Origin of the sequence: Clostridioides sp. ES-S-0054-01 (genome assembly GCA_021561035.1) — a bacterium.
GTDB lineage: Bacteria > Bacillota > Clostridia > Peptostreptococcales > Peptostreptococcaceae > Clostridioides.
This window is the reverse complement of record CP067346.1, coordinates 2,561,236-2,579,222: the sequence shown is the minus strand read 5'-3', so window position 1 is coordinate 2,579,222 and position 17,987 is coordinate 2,561,236. Positions and strand designations below refer to the sequence as shown.

Annotated in this window: 14 protein-coding genes; 12 read left to right on the top strand and 2 right to left on the bottom strand. The window is 28.8% G+C overall.

What is annotated here, in order from left to right:
* Positions 1-128 precede the first annotated feature (128 nt).
* Positions 129-2,768 (top strand): cation-translocating P-type ATPase, encoded by a 2,640-nt coding sequence (locus JJC02_12160; protein ID UDN53657.1) that lies wholly within the window; start codon positions 129-131, stop codon positions 2,766-2,768.
* Positions 2,769-2,826: 58 nt separating this feature from the next.
* On the opposite strand, the gene JJC02_12155 is transcribed toward JJC02_12160, so the two are convergent.
* Positions 2,827-3,930 carry a histidinol-phosphate aminotransferase family protein gene (locus JJC02_12155; protein ID UDN53656.1) on the bottom strand — a complete coding sequence of 368 codons (1,104 nt, stop codon included), beginning with the start codon at positions 3,928-3,930 and terminating at the stop codon, positions 2,827-2,829.
* Between the two features lie 360 nt (positions 3,931-4,290).
* Between JJC02_12155 and JJC02_12150 the strand changes: the two genes are divergently transcribed.
* The 10 genes from JJC02_12150 (at position 4,291) to JJC02_12105 (ending at position 15,716) form a co-directional block, all read left to right on the top strand.
* On the top strand, positions 4,291-5,112 hold the full coding sequence (locus tag JJC02_12150) for an HAD family phosphatase (protein ID UDN53655.1): 822 nt from the start codon (positions 4,291-4,293) through the stop codon (positions 5,110-5,112).
* A gap of 255 nt (positions 5,113-5,367) precedes the next feature.
* Entirely contained in the window at positions 5,368-6,684 is a 1,317-nt protein-coding gene (gene argH / locus JJC02_12145) for an argininosuccinate lyase (protein UDN53654.1), read from the top strand.
* Between the two features lie 337 nt (positions 6,685-7,021).
* Positions 7,022-8,395, top strand: a complete 1,374-nt coding sequence (locus tag JJC02_12140) for a carbohydrate ABC transporter substrate-binding protein (GenBank protein ID UDN53653.1) — start codon at positions 7,022-7,024, stop codon at positions 8,393-8,395.
* 65 nt (positions 8,396-8,460) lie between these two features.
* On the top strand, positions 8,461-9,357 hold the full coding sequence (locus tag JJC02_12135; protein ID UDN53652.1) for a sugar ABC transporter permease: 897 nt from the start codon (positions 8,461-8,463) through the stop codon (positions 9,355-9,357).
* A gap of 21 nt (positions 9,358-9,378) precedes the next feature.
* The gene (locus JJC02_12130) at positions 9,379-10,206 is read left to right on the top strand and encodes a carbohydrate ABC transporter permease (protein UDN53651.1); all 828 of its coding nucleotides are present in this window, start codon (positions 9,379-9,381) and stop codon (positions 10,204-10,206) included.
* A 14-nt stretch (positions 10,207-10,220) separates the two neighbouring features.
* Positions 10,221-11,306, top strand: coding sequence for a glycoside hydrolase family 130 protein (locus JJC02_12125; GenBank protein ID UDN53650.1), 1,086 nt, complete (start codon positions 10,221-10,223; stop codon positions 11,304-11,306).
* A gap of 70 nt (positions 11,307-11,376) precedes the next feature.
* Positions 11,377-12,393 (top strand): LacI family DNA-binding transcriptional regulator, encoded by a 1,017-nt coding sequence (locus tag JJC02_12120; GenBank protein UDN53649.1) that lies wholly within the window; start codon positions 11,377-11,379, stop codon positions 12,391-12,393.
* 23 nt (positions 12,394-12,416) lie between these two features.
* A complete protein-coding gene (locus JJC02_12115) occupies positions 12,417-14,000 on the top strand; it encodes an alpha-glucosidase (protein UDN53648.1) in 1,584 nt (527 codons plus the stop codon).
* Between the two features lie 32 nt (positions 14,001-14,032).
* The gene (locus tag JJC02_12110) at positions 14,033-14,980 is read left to right on the top strand and encodes a DUF1861 family protein (protein UDN53647.1); all 948 of its coding nucleotides are present in this window, start codon (positions 14,033-14,035) and stop codon (positions 14,978-14,980) included.
* Positions 14,981-15,383: 403 nt separating this feature from the next.
* Complete coding sequence (locus JJC02_12105) at positions 15,384-15,716, top strand: DUF2325 domain-containing protein (protein UDN53646.1); 333 nt, start codon at positions 15,384-15,386, stop codon at positions 15,714-15,716.
* Between the two features lie 192 nt (positions 15,717-15,908).
* Here the strand turns inward: JJC02_12105 and JJC02_12100 are convergent, their stop codons facing one another.
* On the bottom strand, positions 15,909-17,198 hold the full coding sequence (locus JJC02_12100; GenBank protein ID UDN53645.1) for a D-alanyl-D-alanine carboxypeptidase: 1,290 nt from the start codon (positions 17,196-17,198) through the stop codon (positions 15,909-15,911).
* A gap of 79 nt (positions 17,199-17,277) precedes the next feature.
* Here JJC02_12100 and JJC02_12095 point away from each other — a divergent pair, with 79 nt between their 5' ends.
* Positions 17,278-17,982: a helix-hairpin-helix domain-containing protein gene (locus JJC02_12095; GenBank protein ID UDN53644.1), complete on the top strand. Its 705-nt coding sequence runs from the start codon at positions 17,278-17,280 to the stop codon at positions 17,980-17,982.
* Positions 17,983-17,987 lie beyond the last annotated feature (5 nt).

The following is a 17,987-nucleotide window of genomic DNA, read 5'->3' as shown; positions in this document are numbered from 1 at the left end:
AAGCATTAGGTATGTTTGTTTTGGGGTCTTTTTTTATTCAAGGAATTTTTATTTAAAAAAATTTAAATTTCAAGTATACATAAGAGTCCCCAAACATAAAATAAATTTATTAAAGAGGAGGGCAACAAATGTCTTACAAAAGTACTTATAAAGAAGTAATTAAAAATTTAGACTCAAGCTTATCTGGTTTGAGCAATGAAAGAGCAGAAGAGCTGTTAGAAAAAAATGGAGCTAATGAATTAAAAGAAGCAGATAAAATTCCTACTTATAAGCTTTTCTTAGAAAGTTTTAAAGACCCATTAGTAATAATTCTATTGATAGCTGCCTTAGTACAAATATTTTTAGGTGAAACCGTGGAGTCTATAATAATTTTTGCAGTTATTATTATAAACTCTGTTCTAGGTGTTGTACAAACAAAAAAAGCAGAAAGTTCATTAGAAAGTTTGAAAAATTTATCTGCACCAAACGCAAAGGTAATAAGAGACAATAAAAAAATGACAATTCCAGCAAAAAATTTAGTAGTTGGAGATATTGTATTCTTAGAAGCTGGCGATTACATACCAGCAGATGGAAGACTTATAGAAGCACAATCTCTCAAGGTTGTAGAAGGTATGTTGACTGGAGAATCAGAACCAGTTTTAAAGCATACAGAAAAAATAAGTGAAGATGTAAGTTTAGGCGACCAGAAAAATATGGTATTTAGTGGCGCTGTAGTTGTTTATGGTAGAGGTTCTTTTGTAGTAACTGGAACAGGTATGAATACTGAAATGGGTAAAATAGCTGGACTTTTAGAAAGTGCTGAAAATAAACTTACACCGTTACAACAAAAGATAGAGGATTTTAGTAAAAAGCTTGGTGTAGGTATTGTAGTACTTGCTATTTTAATATTTATAATTCAAGTAGCAAGAAATTATTTTATAGCTGGAAATGGAGAAATGACACAAATTATTTTAGATTCATTCATGTTCTCTGTAGCAGTAGCAGTGGCAGCTATACCAGAAGCTTTATCATCAATAGTTACTATAGTATTGGCTGTTGGAACAAATAGTATGGCAAAAAAACAAGCTATAATAAGAAAATTACCAGCAGTAGAAACTTTAGGCTCAACAAGTGTGATATGTACTGATAAAACAGGTACTCTTACACAAAATAAAATGACAGTTGTTGATTATTATATGTATGGAACTAATAATGATGAGTTAAATAAAGAAAAGGTAAACTATTCTTATCATGCTAAATTATTGACTATGGTTTCTACGTTGTGTAATGATTCTCATATAACTAGTGACGGTAAAGAAGTTGGTGACCCGACAGAAGTAGCTTTAATAAATTACTCAAGTAAAAATGATTTAGATTATGATAAATTAAGAAGTAAGTATATCAGAATAAATGAAATACCATTTGACTCAGATAGAAAGCTTATGTCTACTGTAAATAGTATATATGGAGATTATATAATGTTTACAAAAGGTGCTCCAGATATTGTGTTTAGTAGATGTAAATATGCTTTGAAAAATGGTTCAAAAGTAGATATAACAGATGAGATAATAGAAGAATATAAACATAAAAATGAAGAGTTTTCAAATAGAGCACTTAGAGTATTAGCTTTTGCAATAAAAGATGTCCCAGAGGAAGATTTTACACCTTCAATTGATGATGAGCATGATATGACATTGGTTGGAATAATGGCAATGATAGACCCACCAAGAGAAGAAGTAATGGATGCTGTAAAAGAGGCAAAGAGTGCTGGTATAAAAACTGTTATGATAACTGGTGACCACAAAACAACAGCAGCAGCAATTGCAAAAGAGATTGGTATAATGGAAGATGGAGACTTAGCTCTTACTGGAAAAGAGCTTGATGCTTTGAGTGAAGAACAACTATATGAAAAATTAGAAAATATAAGTGTATATGCCAGAGTCTCACCAGAAAATAAAATTCGTATAGTAAAGGCATGGCAACATAAGAATAATATAACAGCAATGACTGGTGATGGTGTTAATGATGCACCTGCATTAAAACAAGCAGATATAGGAATCGGTATGGGAAGTGGTACTGATGTAGCAAAAGATGCTTCTGCTATGGTATTGGTTGATGATAACTTTGCAAGTATAGTAAAGGCTGTTGAAGTTGGTAGAACAGTATACAGTAATATAATAAAATCAATTACGTATCTATTTGCAGGAAACTTAGGAGCTATAGTGGCCATATTATTTGCAGTATTTGCAGGTTGGTCAAATCCATTTACAGCTTTACAACTTTTATTTATAAACTTAGTAAATGACTCTTTACCAGCAATTGCACTAGGGTTTGAAAAGTCAGAAAAAAATATAATGAATAAACCTCCTAGACATCCAGATGAAAGTATACTAGCAGGAGGAACAATGAAGGCAGTTGTTATAAGAGGTTGTATAATAGGTATAGTTACAATAATTGCACAGTATGTAGGTTTACAAGTATCTCCAGAACTTGGAGTAGCAATGGCATTTTCAACATTGATATTAGCTAGAATAATGCAAACATTACCTGCACGTTCTAATAATCAAACAGTAATAAAATTAGGTTTTTTCAGTAATAAATATGTTATAGGAGCAGTTGTAGTTTGCTTTGGACTTTACTCTTTAACACTAATACCAGTGTTAAGAGGAATATTCTCTATACCAACAACATTTGGATTATACCAATTGGGAATTTGTTTAGGTCTAGCGTTGATTTCATCAATATTAATGGAACTTAACAAATTAATAAATAGAAGTGAAATAAAATAATTAAAAAATTAAAGGGACATATTAGTTTTAATAATATGTCCCTTATAGATAATCTAATTTACTCTATATTATCAATTATTTGGAATGCTTTTATAACTTCAGGTAGTTCTTTTTCTTCAGGCATTCTAAATCTTATGAAATTTTTATCAAGTCCAGTGAAATCACTTCCAGATATAACTCTTATTTTTAATTTTGCAAATTCTTGTTGTAAATCTATTTCCCTGTTCTTATGTTCAACTGTCATTATTGATACAGTATCACTAGTTTCAGCTATATTAAGGTTTTTCCATGGAATCAATAATTGACTTTTTATATCTTTTGTTTTTTCCTTTAATTCTTCTATAAATTGAACATCATCCAATAAATTGGCTGCAATAGTACGAGATATTTCAGATACTTCGTAAGGAGTAGAAATTTTTTTAATAGGGCTAACAAGTTGTTCTGGAAGAACTGCATATCCTGCTCTTAGTCCTGCTAAACCAAAACCTTTTGAAAATGTTTTTAAAACAATTACATTATCATAATTATTTAGAAGTTTGACAGCTGAATTTTCTTTTGGCATGTATTCACCATAAGCTTCATCTACTATAACTGCTATATCATATTTATCTGCTTCCTTTACTATATTTTCAATTGATGATAAAGGTATAATTTGTCCTGTAGGATTGTTTGGATTATCAATGTAAATTACTTTATATTCTGGATTTATTTTTTCAATGAATTCTTTTTCATTAAATTTAAAATTATCTTCTTTCTTTAAAAGAACATAATCATAAGTAGCACCGTGCATCTTTATGTCTGTTTCATATTCTGAGAATTGTGGTGAATATCCTAAAACTTTGTCTCCTTTTTCAATAAACAGTCTATTTAAAAGGTAAATAACATGTATAGAACCATCTGCCAAACAAATTCTATTCGTATCTAATGTTGTGAAATCTTTCCAATAATCAACTATATTGTCTTTTAAAGTAATTGAATGAGGATATCCTCTTATCATATCAAATTTTAAAGCATTAAAAGCTTCTACAGCTTTTTTTGAGTAAGACACTGTATTTATACCTTCTCCACAGTCTATCTCAAATACATCTTCTGAATGTCCGGATTCTATTGCATAACTTTTTTTCAACTGCATTTCAATGGCTTTGTTAATTTTTAATTTCATAGTTTATCACTCCTTATTTAGTCAATAATAAATGTTATAAAAGTCGCTAGATTTAAAATATTATGAAAATATATAATAGTAAAAAATGAATATAAATATTATAATAGCTCACTTTATTTAATATGATTATATATCATATATTGTAAAATTTCTAGCATTATAAGACTATAAATTGAAAATATTCAGAAAAATACTACAAGAAACGATTTATTTTGCTTTTAAAATAAGTTAAACGAATGTTATTAATTTTGTAAATTGAAATGGTTTAAGTATAAAGTTATGATATAATCTAATAAGGGTAATTCTTTAGACTATATTAAGGAAATATAAGTATACAATAAAAAGTTATGGAGTTGGATTATGGGATATAAATTAATTGTAACAGATATGGATGGAACTTTATTAGGCAATAATCATAAAGTTACAGATGAAAATAAAACTGCACTACAAAAAGTTATAAAAAGTGGTGTTAATGTAACTTTAGCAACAGGAAGAGCCTTCGATTCAGCTAAATGCAATGTAGATTTTCTTAAAGAAGACATGCCAATAATAGCTTGTAATGGTTCATTAATAAGAGAGCAAAATGGAAATATAATATATTCAAATAAGATTGATACAACAACATGTTTAAATATCTTAGATGTATTAGATAAATACGATATTTACTATCAATGTAATAGTATAGATTCTATGCTTTCAAAAAAAATAGAAGGAATTGAAGAGAGATTAAGTGTATTTTTAGGCTCTGAGACAGAAGTAATTATAAAAGATGATTTGAGAGAAGAAATCTTTAAAAAAGATATACTAAAATTTGTAATTATAGAAGAAAAAAACCCATCTATTTTGGATGAAATAAGAAAAGAATTAAGAAAAGTTCAAGGAATAAAGATAACTTCTTCATGGCCAAATAATATTGAAGTTATGAATGAAGGTGTTGATAAAGGTAATGCAGTTAAAATTTTAGCTGAAAAACTGAACATAGATAGAGAAGATATAATTGCATTTGGAGATAATTATAACGATATAGAAATGATAAAGTTTGCTGGTCTTGGAGTAGCTATGGGAAATGCAGAAGAATTAATTAAACAAGAAGCTGATTATGTTACAGCTACCAATCAAGATAGTGGAGTTGCAAAGGCAATTTATAAATTCTTAGAGTTAAAAGAATCCCTTAGTTCTTAAGAACGGTATATACAGGAAAAAATAGATTGACTATTTTGTCTATAGTAATTATAATACAAATAGATAAAACATAAAAACTTAGATTCAGTGAAGAAGAGAGTAGATATAAAGAAAATCTCAGCGAGTTAGGAATGGTGTGAGCCTAATGATAACACGGAATATTTCGTCTCTTGGTCTTTTTGACCAGGAGATTTTTTAGTTAAAGTATAAATATTATAATTAAAATACAAAAATTTAAAATATGAGGTGAAAGGCATGAAATTATGGGGCGGACGCTTTAGAAAAGCGGAAAATCAACTTATGGAAGAGTTTAATAAATCTTTTGGTTATGACTGTGTACTGTACAAAAAAGATATTGAAGGAAGTATAGCACATGTTCATATGCAGGTAAAATGTGGTCTTTTAACAGAGGAAGAAGGAAAGGCTATAACTGAAGGATTAAAAGGGATACTTGAAGATGTAAAAAATGGAAAGTTGGCATTGGATGGAGAGTATGAAGATATACATAGTTTTACTGAGATAAATTTAATTCAAAGAATTGGAGATGTTGGCAAGAAGCTTCATACAGCACGTAGTAGAAATGACCAAGTTGCAGTTGATATGAGACTGTATGCCAAAGAAAAGGCAAATGATTTGGTGGATTTAATATCTGAGTTTAAAGCTACTATAAAAGATGTTGCTGACAAAAACCCAGTGATGATGCCAGGTTATACTCATCTTCAAAGAGCACAAGTAGTGACATTTAAGCATCACTTAATGGCATATTACAGTATGTTTGATAGAGATGAGAAAAGAATAAAAAATGCTATAGAAATATTGGATGAATCACCTTTAGGTTGTGGGGCTTTAGCAGGAACTACGCATGATATAGATAGAAATATAACTTGTGAACAATTAGGATTTAAAAAAGTAGTAGATAACTTTATGGATGGAGTAAGTGATAGAGATTATTTATTAGAGTTAATGAGTGACTTTTCAATTATAATGATGCACTTAAGTAGATTAAGTGAAGAGTTGATACTTTGGAGTTCTCAAGAATTTGGATTTGTTGAGATAGATGATTTATATACAACTGGAAGTAGTATAATGCCTCAGAAGAAAAATCCTGATGGTGCAGAACTTATAAGAGGTAAGACTGGCAGAGTATATGGAAACTTATTTGGTCTTTTTACAGTAATGAAAGGAATACCATTAGCATATAATAAGGACATGCAAGAAGATAAAGAAGGTTTCTTTGATAGTGTACATACTCTTGAAATGTGCATACAAATAATGGATAGAATGATAGCTACATTAAAGGTAAATGAGGATAAAATGAAACAAGCAGTAAAAAATGGTTTTTTAAATGCAACAGAAGTTGCTGATTATTTAGTTAAAAATAATGTTGCCTTTAGAGATGCACACGGTATAGTGGGAAGTATTGTTATATATTGTGAAGACAATAAAAAGGCAATAGAAGATTTAACATTAGAAGAATTACATAAGTTCTCATATGCCTTTAAGGAAGATATTTATGATTTTATTGATTATGAGAGTATCTTAAATAAAGGAATAAAAAAGAATTTAAAATAATATATTGGATTTCTAAAGGAGTTATCTCATAACAAATTTAATTTGCTCATGCGATAGCTTCTTATTTTTTTGTACAAAAAAGGACGTATCACTATTTTCTAGTGTGACAGCCCCTTTTATGGTTAATCAGTTATATAAAATTTAAAATATTTTATAAAGTTTAAATTAAAGTGTAAAATAAATAAAAATTAAAGTAAAAATAAATGGAAATTAAAGTGAATTAGATTTAAAATAAATATGAAAAGGTTTGCAAGAAGTGCTGGTTTAAAGTTTAAATTAAAGTGATTTTAAAGTGAGATATCACTAGGTAGGTATTTATAATAGGGAGGATTATATGATGAAAAAAGTAAAAAAGGGAATTGCTTTATTAGCGTTATCAAGTATTATGATTGGAACATTGAGTGGTTGCACTAAAAATGATGCAAGTTCATCAGATGAGATTACAGTAAGTTTTTGGTCATCTCCACAAAAGGTTCAATATGATTTTTGGGAAGGTAAGGCAAAAGAATTTAATAGTAAAGAATTAAGAATTAATGATAAGGTTGTAAAGGTAGAAGTACAACAAATGCCTGAGACACCATCCTCAGAAGCGGGAATACAAAATGCTCTAGCAACAGATACTGTTCCAGCAATATCAGAAAATGTAAATAGAGGTTTTGCAGCAACATTAGCAGATTCTGATGCGATATACAATTTAGATGAAGAAGAATGGTTTAAAGATGTAGTAAAAAATAAGGATATCGAAGATGTTATAGAAGGTTGGCAAATAGAAGGAAAACAATATGTTATTCCTCAATATGTTAACCCAATGGTATTACAATGGAATTCAAAAGGATTAAAAGCATTAGGATATGACAATCCTCCAGCAACAAAAGCAGAATTTGAGGAATTAATAACAACATTTAGAGCAAATAAAGACAAGATGAAAGAAGTTGGTGTAAGTAGTGTTATGTATAGAAATCAACTTATAAGACCAGATTTCTGGTGGGATAGATGGAATGATTTCCAAAACATTTACTTATCATTTAGTGGAGGAAAACCATGGGTTGAAGGTAATAAATTAGTTCTAGATAAAGAAGTAACAAAAGAAGTATTCGAATTCTTTGGAACAATGGGAGATACTTTATTAACTCAAGAAATACCTAATTTATGGGCAGAAGAAAAACCTCAAGCATTGTGTTCTATAGCAGCACCATGGGAAATAAATGCTCTTAGAGAAGGCGGTAAGATATATGGTGAGGATTATGTATTTGGTCCAATGATAGTGAAAAATGAAGGTGACACAGCATACAATTTCGCTGATTCAAAAGGCTTAGTCTTATACAAAGATGCAAATATTACAGATGAAATACATCAAGGTGCAGTGGAATTTGTTAAGTGGTTATACAGTGAAGAAAATTCTTCAAAAACTGATTTAGAGTGGGTTCAAGCAACAACGATGTTACCTGTTAGAGGAGATTTAGTAGAAAATGATACATTCAAAACTTACTTAGATGAAAATGTTGAATTAAAAGTATTAGCACAAGAAGTACCAAATGCAGTTCCATGTATGCCACATGGAAAAATGGCTGAAATTCAAGAAGCTTTAGGTGGACCTTTAGCAGAATATATTGAAATCACATTAGGGTCAACTAGTTTAAAACCTACTGATGCAACTAAATATGTTGATAAAGCATTTGATGCTATGAAGCAAGCTGGTGGATTAGAGTAAAGTCAAAAAGGTAAAGCGAAAATAAAATACTTTATTTTCGCTTTATCATAAAGGAGGGATGATGGATGAAAGAAAAAATACAAGGTTTAAGTAATAAAGGTGGAGTTCTGGGGTGGCTTTTCAATATACCTTACTTGGTTTACTCTTTAATATATTTCTTAATCCCACTAGGATGGGCTATTTGGTTATCAGCTACAGATTGGAATTTAATGTCTATCAATAAAAACTTTGTAGGAATAGATAATTTTATTAGATTGTTTAGTGATTCAAAAATAAAGGCAGTTTTTTTTAATTCATTTAAATATTTAGTACCAATTGTTGTATTATCATTTATTGTTGCAATGATTATTGCATTATTAGTTTATAACTTACCAGATAAGATAAAGGGTTTTACAGCAGTATTATTTTTTATACCGTATTTAACTTCAGGGGTAGCAGTATCAGTAGTGGTAAGATATTTCTTTAGTTACAATTCCGCTTTAAGTATATTTTTGAGGGATAATGGAATTAATATCGATTGGTTTAGAGATTCTGGATGGGCTTTTGCCATAATTATAGGAATAATTGTTTGGAAAATGTCGGGTTATTATGCACTATTTATATTGTCAGCATTAGAATCTATACCAGACGATGTACATGATGCATGTAAAATAGATGGAGTTTATGGATTTAAAAAGTTTACATGTGTAATATTACCAATGATACTACCTACTTTAACAACAGTTTTAGTTTTAGCATCAGGTTTAGCGTTTGGGATATTTACTGAGCCATATTTATTAACTGGAGGTGGTCCTAACTTAGCAACTACAACTTGGCAACTAGAAATATACAATACATCATTCACTAATTTCCAATCAGGATATGGTGCTGCTATAGCAATAGCCAATGCGGTTCATATATTTATAACTATTAAGATATTAAATGTAGTTATGGATAAAATTAATGCTAAGTATGGAGCATAAAAATAAGGGGAGGTTAAAAATATGAGTAATAAAAAGAAAGTAAATAAGATTTTAGTTATAATAGCAACTTTGATAATATTAGCGATGTCTTTATTCCCATATTACTATATGATAATTCAATCATTTGCTTCATGGAATCAAGTTGATAAAGTTATAATACCAACTAGTTTTGATTTAAGTAGTTATAAATACTTGCTAGGTGGAGCTGGTGGAGCAACTGTAAGTATGTGGATAAAAGCATTAGTTAATTCATTTATAGTCTCTTTGCCTACGGCAATAATGTCAGTAGTAGTAGGATTACTTGTTGGATATTCTATATCTAAAATGAAAAGATTTAAAGGTGAAAAATTTATAATGAACACACTTTTATTTCAAATGTTCTTCCCAGTAATAATACTATTAGTGCCAAGATACATGCTAACAAAACCATTAACAAATACTTATATAGGAATGATAATACCTTTGTCAGTATCTATTTGGGGAATATTCATGTACATAAATTATTTTAAATCTTTGCCAAATGATGTATTTGAAGCAGCTAGAATAGACGGTGCTTCAGAATTAAGAATACTAGGTAGCATTGCATTTCCTGTAACAAAATCAGTTACAACAATAGTATTCTTATCTACATTCATGAGTAGATGGGGAGAACTTATGTGGGATATGTTAATTTCACCAAAGGTAGATATGCAAACATTAAATGTTTTAATATCTACTCAATTTAAACCAATGGGAAATTTACCAGGTCCAATGTATGCAGCTTCAGTAATATTAACATTACCGATAATAATTATGTTTTTGTGTTTCTCTAAACACTTTAAAGAAGGGATAAACTTTATGCTTAAATAGTAGGGGGAAAAGTAATGAATAATATAAATGTAATAAGAAGTAAAAATAATCCATTAATAAAACCAAGTGATGTAAGACCAAGTAGGGAAGATTTTAAAGTGGATGGTGTGTTTAATTGTGGGGTTTGTAAATACAACAATGAGTATATATTACTTTGTAGAATAGCAGAATCAGTTAAAGTTGATTCAAATAAGGAAGTAAAAATTCCTATAGTAGTTAATAAGGATGGAGAAGATGTTATAGAAGTAATATCTTTTAATAAAGATGTAGATACACAATATGACTATTCAGACTCACGTTCTTTATGGACAATAGATAATAGAGGAGCTAAAAAAATAGCGTACTTAACATCATTATCACACATTAGAGTAGCAAGGTCAAAAGATGGAGAAAACTTTATAATAGATGATGAGCCATTTATAAAACCAATAGCGTCAGAAGAAGAGTGGGGAATTGAAGATCCAAGAATAACTGAAATAGATGGAATTTACTACATAAACTATACATCAGTAACAAGAAATGGAGCAGCAACGTCATTAGTATCTACTAAAGATTTTATTAGTTATGAAAGACATGGTATAATATTTGCACCTGAAAATAAAGATGTAACTATTTTCCCTGAAAAAATAAATGGAAAATATATAGCATACAATAGACCTGTGCCTTGTGCAATAGGGGGTCCTGACATGTGGATAGCAGAATCTCCAGATTTAATGCACTGGGGTAAGCAAAGATACTTTTATGGTGTAACAAATGAAGACTCTTGGGAAAATGGAAGAGTTGGTGGTGGAGCAGTGCCATTTTTAACAGAAAAAGGATGGGTTAAAATTTACCATGCGGCAGATAAGAATAATAGATATTGTTTAGGAGCATTTCTACTTGATAAAAATGAACCATGTAAAATATTAGCGAAGACAAATAAGCCTATATTAGAGCCTGATGCAGATTATGAAAGGGAAGGATTCTTTGCAAACGTAGTATTTACATGTGGATGTATATTTGAAGATGGAATTGTAAAGATATATTATGGTGCAGCAGATGATAAGGTTTGTAGAGCGGATATAAAGATTGAAGAAATATTTGCAATGTTAGAGGTTTAATGAAATCTAAGTTTGTTGGTTAATTTGTTGACCAATGTCTTAAATTATATAGAATTTGGAGCGTTAATTTATGAGAAGAGTAACAATGAAGGATATATCAAATAAACTAGATATATCTATAAATGCAGTATCTTTAGCTTTAAACAACAAGGTGGGTGTGAGCGAAGAGACCAGAAAAATGGTATTAAATGTAGCGGAAGAACTAGGATATTTAGAGAAATCTCCTAAATTTGTAAAATCATATGCACAAAAAAATATATGCGTAATTATTAAAAAAATTTACTTTGAAGATAATACTTTTTATTCTAAGGTAATGAAAGGAATAAGTGATGAAGCTAGTAAAAACAACTATGATATTATAACCTGTATAAAAGATGATTCAAAAAATATTCCTAGTTGTGTAGAAACAAAGAAGGTCTGTGGGGTAGTAGTAATAGGAACTATAGATGATGATTACTTATTCAAACTAAAACAATACAATATTCCAGTAGTATTAGTTGACCATACATCATTACTTTATAATACTGATAGCATACTGACTGATAATAAAATGGGTAGTTTTAAAATAACGAAATTACTTTTTGATAAAGGATATGAAAAAATAGGATTTTTTGGAGACTTAGAATACTCTTTGAGTGTTAAGGAAAGATATTTTGGATATAAAGAGGCTATTAAAAAATTTGCACCTACAGAAATTAATGTAAAAGAAACTATACATAAATATTCAATTTTAAGCGATATAGAAGAGTATATATTAAATGGAGAACATAAAAAAATTCAAGAAATTATAAAAAATGTAAGTGCATTACCAGATGCATTTGTATGCTCTAATGATAATGCAGCTATTATGTTAATTACTTCATTGACAGATTTAGGATATAACGTTCCAAAAGATATCGCAGTAGTCGGATTTGATGATATAGCTATGAATTCACTATTAGTTCCAAAATTAACTACAGTAAGAGTAAATAAAGAACTTATGGGAATAAAAGCTGTTAAACGATTACTTTGGAGATTAAACAATAAAAAAGAGATGACCGAAAATTTAGTTATGGGTGTCGATGTGATAGAACGAGCTAGCTGTTAAAATGAAATTTGGAAGGAGAATATATGCAAAATAAATGGTGGAGAGAATCTGTATTTTATGAGATATATATGCCTAGTTTTAAGGATGGAAATGGTGATGGTATAGGAGATTTCAAAGGAATAACATCAAAACTAGATTATTTAAAAGATTTAGGAATAAAGGGGATTTGGCTGACACCATTTTATCCATCTCCTAAAGTCGATAATGGATATGATATATTGGATTATTATAATGTAGATAAAGATTATGGAACCTTAGAAGATTTTAAGGAATTTTTAAACAGGGCTCATAACTTAGATATAAAAGTCATAATAGACATAGTTCTTAATCACACATCTAATGAACACCCTTGGTTTAAAGAGTCAAAATCATCGATAGATAGTAAGAAGAGAGATTTTTATATTTGGAGAAAGTGTATTCCAAATAATTGGGAATCTTTTTTTGGTGGAGAAGCATGGGAATATGATGAAAATACAAAAGAGTATTATTATCATGCATTTGCAAAAGAGCAAGTAGACTTGAATTGGTCAAATCCAAAGGTTTATGAAGCTATGAAAGATGTATTGAAGTACTGGCTAAACTTTGGAGTTGATGGATTTAGGTTTGATGTTATAAATTTCTTAACAATACAAGATGATTTAAAGGTTGATAATCCGTTTGATGAAAATGGTGAACAAATACATAAATATGATAAGGATCAAGATGGTGTATTAGACATAATAAAGAGATTAGTAAAAGATGTTAGAAACATTAAGGAAGATGCTTTTCTTGTGGGAGAAGTAGGTACAGAATATTTTAATGAATTAAAACCATATTGTAGTGAAAATTTATTAGATGTTGTGTTTAACTTTAACCTAGGTAGTATAGATGAATTTTCAATAGAGAAAGTATATAAAGAAATACGATGTATGAATGAAGAATATGATGAAAATCAGATACCTACAATATTTTTTAATAGTCATGATATGGGAAGAAGTATAACAAGATTTAATCCGAAGGGGAATTGTAATGGTATTGAAAAAGCTATAGCAGCTTTACTTTTGACAACTAAAGGTGTTCCATTTATTTATTTTGGTGAAGAAATAGGTATGGAAGACTTGGTTTGTTATGATATTAATAAAATGAATGATATACAAGGAATAACTAAATATAAATTAGAAATAGCAAAAGGTAAGTCAGAGTATGAAGCGTTAAAATCAGCAAATAAAAGCTCTAGAGATAAGTCCAGAAGCCCTATGCAGTGGAATAGTGATAGCAATTATGGTTTTAGTAAAACCAAATCTTGGATTAATATAGAGGACAAGAAAGATAAAACAACAGTTGAAAAAGCTATAAAGGACAATAAGAGTTTATTAAACTTATACAAAGAATTAATAAAAATAAGATGTAATACAACAGCACTATTATATGGGGATTATGAGGATTTGAAGTTAGAAAACGGTGTATTAAGCTTTAAAAGAAAATATAATGATATAGTTGTAGACGTTGTAATTAACTTTAGCAAGGAGGACTATACTCTCAAAATAGATAAAATAGAACTTTTAAACACATCAGAAAACAATATATTAAAACCATATGATTTCTCAATATATATGAGTAAATTATAAAAAATAATAAACTAATAATTAAGAGGTAAGATATGTCTACTTTAAAAACAATCGAACAATTATTAAATGAATATAATGCAAAAGATATAAAATTCTATGGCAAAGAAAAAATAGAATTCGAAAATGTTGGTGAAAAAGATGTATATAATATAAGTGCACCCTTTATGGATGAAAATGAATTAGTAATAGCAGGAAGAGTAGAGTCTAGAGATAGTGAACATTCAGAAATTCACTTTTTTGTTAAAAGAAATGGAAAATGGATACAAAGAGAAAATACTAAAAAATTTACTTTACAAGACCCATTTTTTACTTTTATAAATGGAGAATTGATATTAGGTGGAGTGGAAATATTCCAACATCCAACTATAGAAAACTCATTAGGATGGAGAACCGTATTTTATAAAGGTAAAGATATAAACTCTTTAGAAGAATGTTTCAAGGGTCCTGATGGAATGAAAGATTTAAGACTCGTCGAGTTAAAGGATAAAAAAATAGGAGTTTTGACTAGACCACAAGGAAACAAAGGTGGTAGAGGTAAAATAGGATTTACAATAGTTAATAAAATAGAAGATTTGACTGTAGATGTTATAGAAGATGCACCGTTACTAGAAAATCAATTTACTGATTTAGAGTGGGGTGGAGCGAATGAAGCACATTTATTAAAAGATGGAAGAATTGGAGTGTTAGGACATATTGCTTGCTTTGATAACAATGGGGGTAGACATTATTATCCAATGGTATTCATATTAAACCCAGTAACTAATGAAACTACTGATATACAATTAATAGCAACTAGAAAAGATTTTTTAGAAGGACCTTCAAAAAGACCAGACTTAGTTGATGTGGTATTTAGTGGAGGATTAGTAAGGCACAATGATAAAACGGCAACTTTATATGCTGGAATAAGTGATGCTGATGCTCAACTGATAACAATTGTAGACCCTTTTAATGGATATATAGACACTAAACCTTCCATTTGAAAACTTTAATATTGGAAAGTATTTAAGCGATGAACTCAAGATAGTTACTTAAATAATGATGCAAATGTTGCTACGTTGGCAGAGGTTTTGTTCAGAAAGAATATCTTCTGGAACTGCTATAATGAAAAACGCTCAAAATGCTGTAGATAGCGGATTAGTGCATACAATTATTATATAAGAATCCCAGGTTGTTTTGAATTTGGGATTTATTTTTTGTGTAAAAATTTATTATATAAAAGCAAGAAATTTAAAAGGAGTAATGTTTAAAATATATATAAATAAAAAAATTATTATTAAAATGATAATTAATATCAATAAGTATTGACAAAATTATTTTTAGATACTATTATATATGATATAAATAATAATGAAAATCAATATCAAATAAATGGGAGGAAATCTAATGAACTTATTAGTGATTGGTGGTCATGAAAGAATGGAAAAAGATTATATGGTTATGGCCAAGAAAAAAGGTTATAAGACAAAGGTGTACACTACTATGTCATCTAAATTAAATAATTCTATAGGAAGACCAGATGCAGTTGTTATACTTACATCAACAGTTTCACATAAGATGTCTAGAACGGTTGAGTCTCAAGCTAAAAAACAAGATATATTAATCGTAAGACATAAAAATAGTAGTAAGGTAGCATTTAATGAATGTCTAGACATGGTCGATGAATGTCTAGGAAACTGTTCAAAATGTAAGCTTAAGGATAAACAAAAAAATATATAAGTATAAAAAATACATAAACATAAAATTAAAGGGGCTGTCTCAAAATAGAGATAAGCTTCTTTTTCATTGCTGAAATGATGAAGATATATTTGATTTCATATAAAAAAGAGTGCCTCATGAACTAAAAAGTTCATTTTAAGACACCTCTAAATTTATAAGAATGAGTATATTATAAAGTTTTTATTATAATTGCTACTTTTTCATATTTCTTTTACTTCTAACCTTTTTTCTACTTTTCTTCTTAATATTTGAAGCTATTATAAATAAAATTAAAAGGATTAAAATACCTGCAACAATCTTAACAAAAGTCGTTAAAGTGTTATTTCCAGTTAAAAATGGAAGACTGCTATCAAGATTATTTTTTGCAATCAAATCTATACTATTTTCTAGTTTACCATCATTATATATATTTAAAGTACCAATCTTAGCGCCTTTTTTTATAGGTAAATCAATTTTATTTAGCTCTGTTTTAGTATCATAGTTTCCTTGAGATTCATTTTTTTCTAAGAATATTTTATAACTATTTTTTGGTCCATAAATCAATTCATGTTGTTTTGTAAATAATACTTTTTTAGTATCAGTATATTTTTCTTTATCAACAATAGTAGCACACTTAAAGTTATCAAATCCATAATCAATCAAAATACGTGAGTCTAAATATAAATCAGCATTAGTTGAATTAAATACAGCAGCGATAACCCTTCTTCCATCTTTTACAGCACTAGATAAAAGACACTTACCAGCAGCATCAGTATATCCAGTTTTTATACCATCAACTATATCATATTTTATATTTATAGGTTGACCTTTATATGTAATCTTATCATGTGATGTTAAAAACTTATTAGTGTTTATAAAGTATCTCTCATAGGGATATGCTTTTGTAGCTTCAAATTTAAGTGACTTAGTTTTTACAATTTGTCTAAAAGTATTATTATTCATAGCTTCTCTAGCTATAAGAGCCATATCATGAGCTGTTGTGTAGTGATTTGGGTCTGGTAATCCATGAGGATTATTAAAATGAGTATTATTAGCTCCAATTTTCTTTGCTTCAGAGTTCATAAGGTCAATAAATTTTTGTACATCTCCACCACCAACATATCTAGCTAATACAAAGGCAGCATCATTAGCGGAATGAACTAAAAGAGCATTTAGTAACTGCTTTACAGTAAAAGATTCTCCTTCTTTTAGATACATACTAGAACCATCTATTTGAGGTAAGTTTTTAATTTCTATTACTTGATTTAAATCTTTAACCTCCTTTAGAACTAGGCAAGCTGTCCATGCTTTAGTTGTTGAAGCTGGATAAAGCTTAGAATTTCCATCTTTATTATATAGTATTTTGCCAGATTCATAGTCCATTAAAACTGCATGTTTAGCAACTATAGCTGGTTCATCATCTGCAAAAGAGATATTAGAGCTTCCTAAAAATGAAGTAAATATCAATAAACAGATTAATAAAAGTGATAAATTTCTTTTCATTGTGAGCCTCCAAATTTTAAATTCATCTTTTAGTATAGCACATATTTGTCAATAATTAAAAGAAAGGAGTGATTAATATATGAAAAAAAAGGTAAAATTTATTTCGTTTTTTGTTTTATTTATTTTAATAATATCATCAGTAATCATTTATAAATCACATATTTTTAAAGATGATATTTATGTCGTAAGTAAAAAAAATTCACCTAATGAAAAAACACATGCTGTAGAGAAAGAAATTAAAAATGAAGATAATAGTCAAAATAAAGTAGTTAAAGACATAGATAAAAATTTTCAAAATAATAAAATAACTATATACATAAGTGGAGCAGTAAATAGACCAGGGATTGTAACTATAGAGTCAGATAAGAGACTTTATGATGCCGTAGAATTACTGGGAGGAACAACAAAAGAAGCTGATTTAAATGGAGTCAATTTATCAGTGAGGTTAGAAGACGAACAACATTACATAATACCTAAAATAGGTGAAGCAACATCTGTGACAAGCAATGATGATTCCAATAAATTAAATCAAAAAAACGAGTCAAGAAGTGAGTCTAAAAATAAAGATAATAAAAATATATCTAATGAATCAAAAGTAAATATAAATGTAGCAACGATAGAAGAATTGGATTCTCTACCTGGGGTTGGAGAAGCTACAGCCAATAAAATTTTACAACACAGAGAAGAAAATGGACAGTTTAATTCAATTGAGGAGATAAAAAATGTAAATGGTATTGGAGATAAAAAATATGAAAATATAAAAGATTTAATTTGTGTAGACTAAAATAT

Coding starts and splice junctions, on each gene's coding strand:
- JJC02_12160 (UDN53657.1), top strand. CDS start 129: ATGTCTTACAAAAGTACTTATAAAGAAGTAATTAAAAATTTAGACTCA.
- JJC02_12155 (UDN53656.1), bottom strand. CDS start 3,930: ATGAAATTAAAAATTAACAAAGCCATTGAAATGCAGTTGAAAAAAAGT.
- JJC02_12150 (UDN53655.1), top strand. CDS start 4,291: ATGGGATATAAATTAATTGTAACAGATATGGATGGAACTTTATTAGGC.
- argH (UDN53654.1), top strand. CDS start 5,368: ATGAAATTATGGGGCGGACGCTTTAGAAAAGCGGAAAATCAACTTATG.
- JJC02_12140 (UDN53653.1), top strand. CDS start 7,022: ATGAAAAAAGTAAAAAAGGGAATTGCTTTATTAGCGTTATCAAGTATT.
- JJC02_12135 (UDN53652.1), top strand. CDS start 8,461: ATGAAAGAAAAAATACAAGGTTTAAGTAATAAAGGTGGAGTTCTGGGG.
- JJC02_12130 (UDN53651.1), top strand. CDS start 9,379: ATGAGTAATAAAAAGAAAGTAAATAAGATTTTAGTTATAATAGCAACT.
- JJC02_12125 (UDN53650.1), top strand. CDS start 10,221: ATGAATAATATAAATGTAATAAGAAGTAAAAATAATCCATTAATAAAA.
- JJC02_12120 (UDN53649.1), top strand. CDS start 11,377: ATGAGAAGAGTAACAATGAAGGATATATCAAATAAACTAGATATATCT.
- JJC02_12115 (UDN53648.1), top strand. CDS start 12,417: ATGCAAAATAAATGGTGGAGAGAATCTGTATTTTATGAGATATATATG.
- JJC02_12110 (UDN53647.1), top strand. CDS start 14,033: ATGTCTACTTTAAAAACAATCGAACAATTATTAAATGAATATAATGCA.
- JJC02_12105 (UDN53646.1), top strand. CDS start 15,384: ATGAACTTATTAGTGATTGGTGGTCATGAAAGAATGGAAAAAGATTAT.
- JJC02_12100 (UDN53645.1), bottom strand. CDS start 17,198: ATGAAAAGAAATTTATCACTTTTATTAATCTGTTTATTGATATTTACT.
- JJC02_12095 (UDN53644.1), top strand. CDS start 17,278: ATGAAAAAAAAGGTAAAATTTATTTCGTTTTTTGTTTTATTTATTTTA.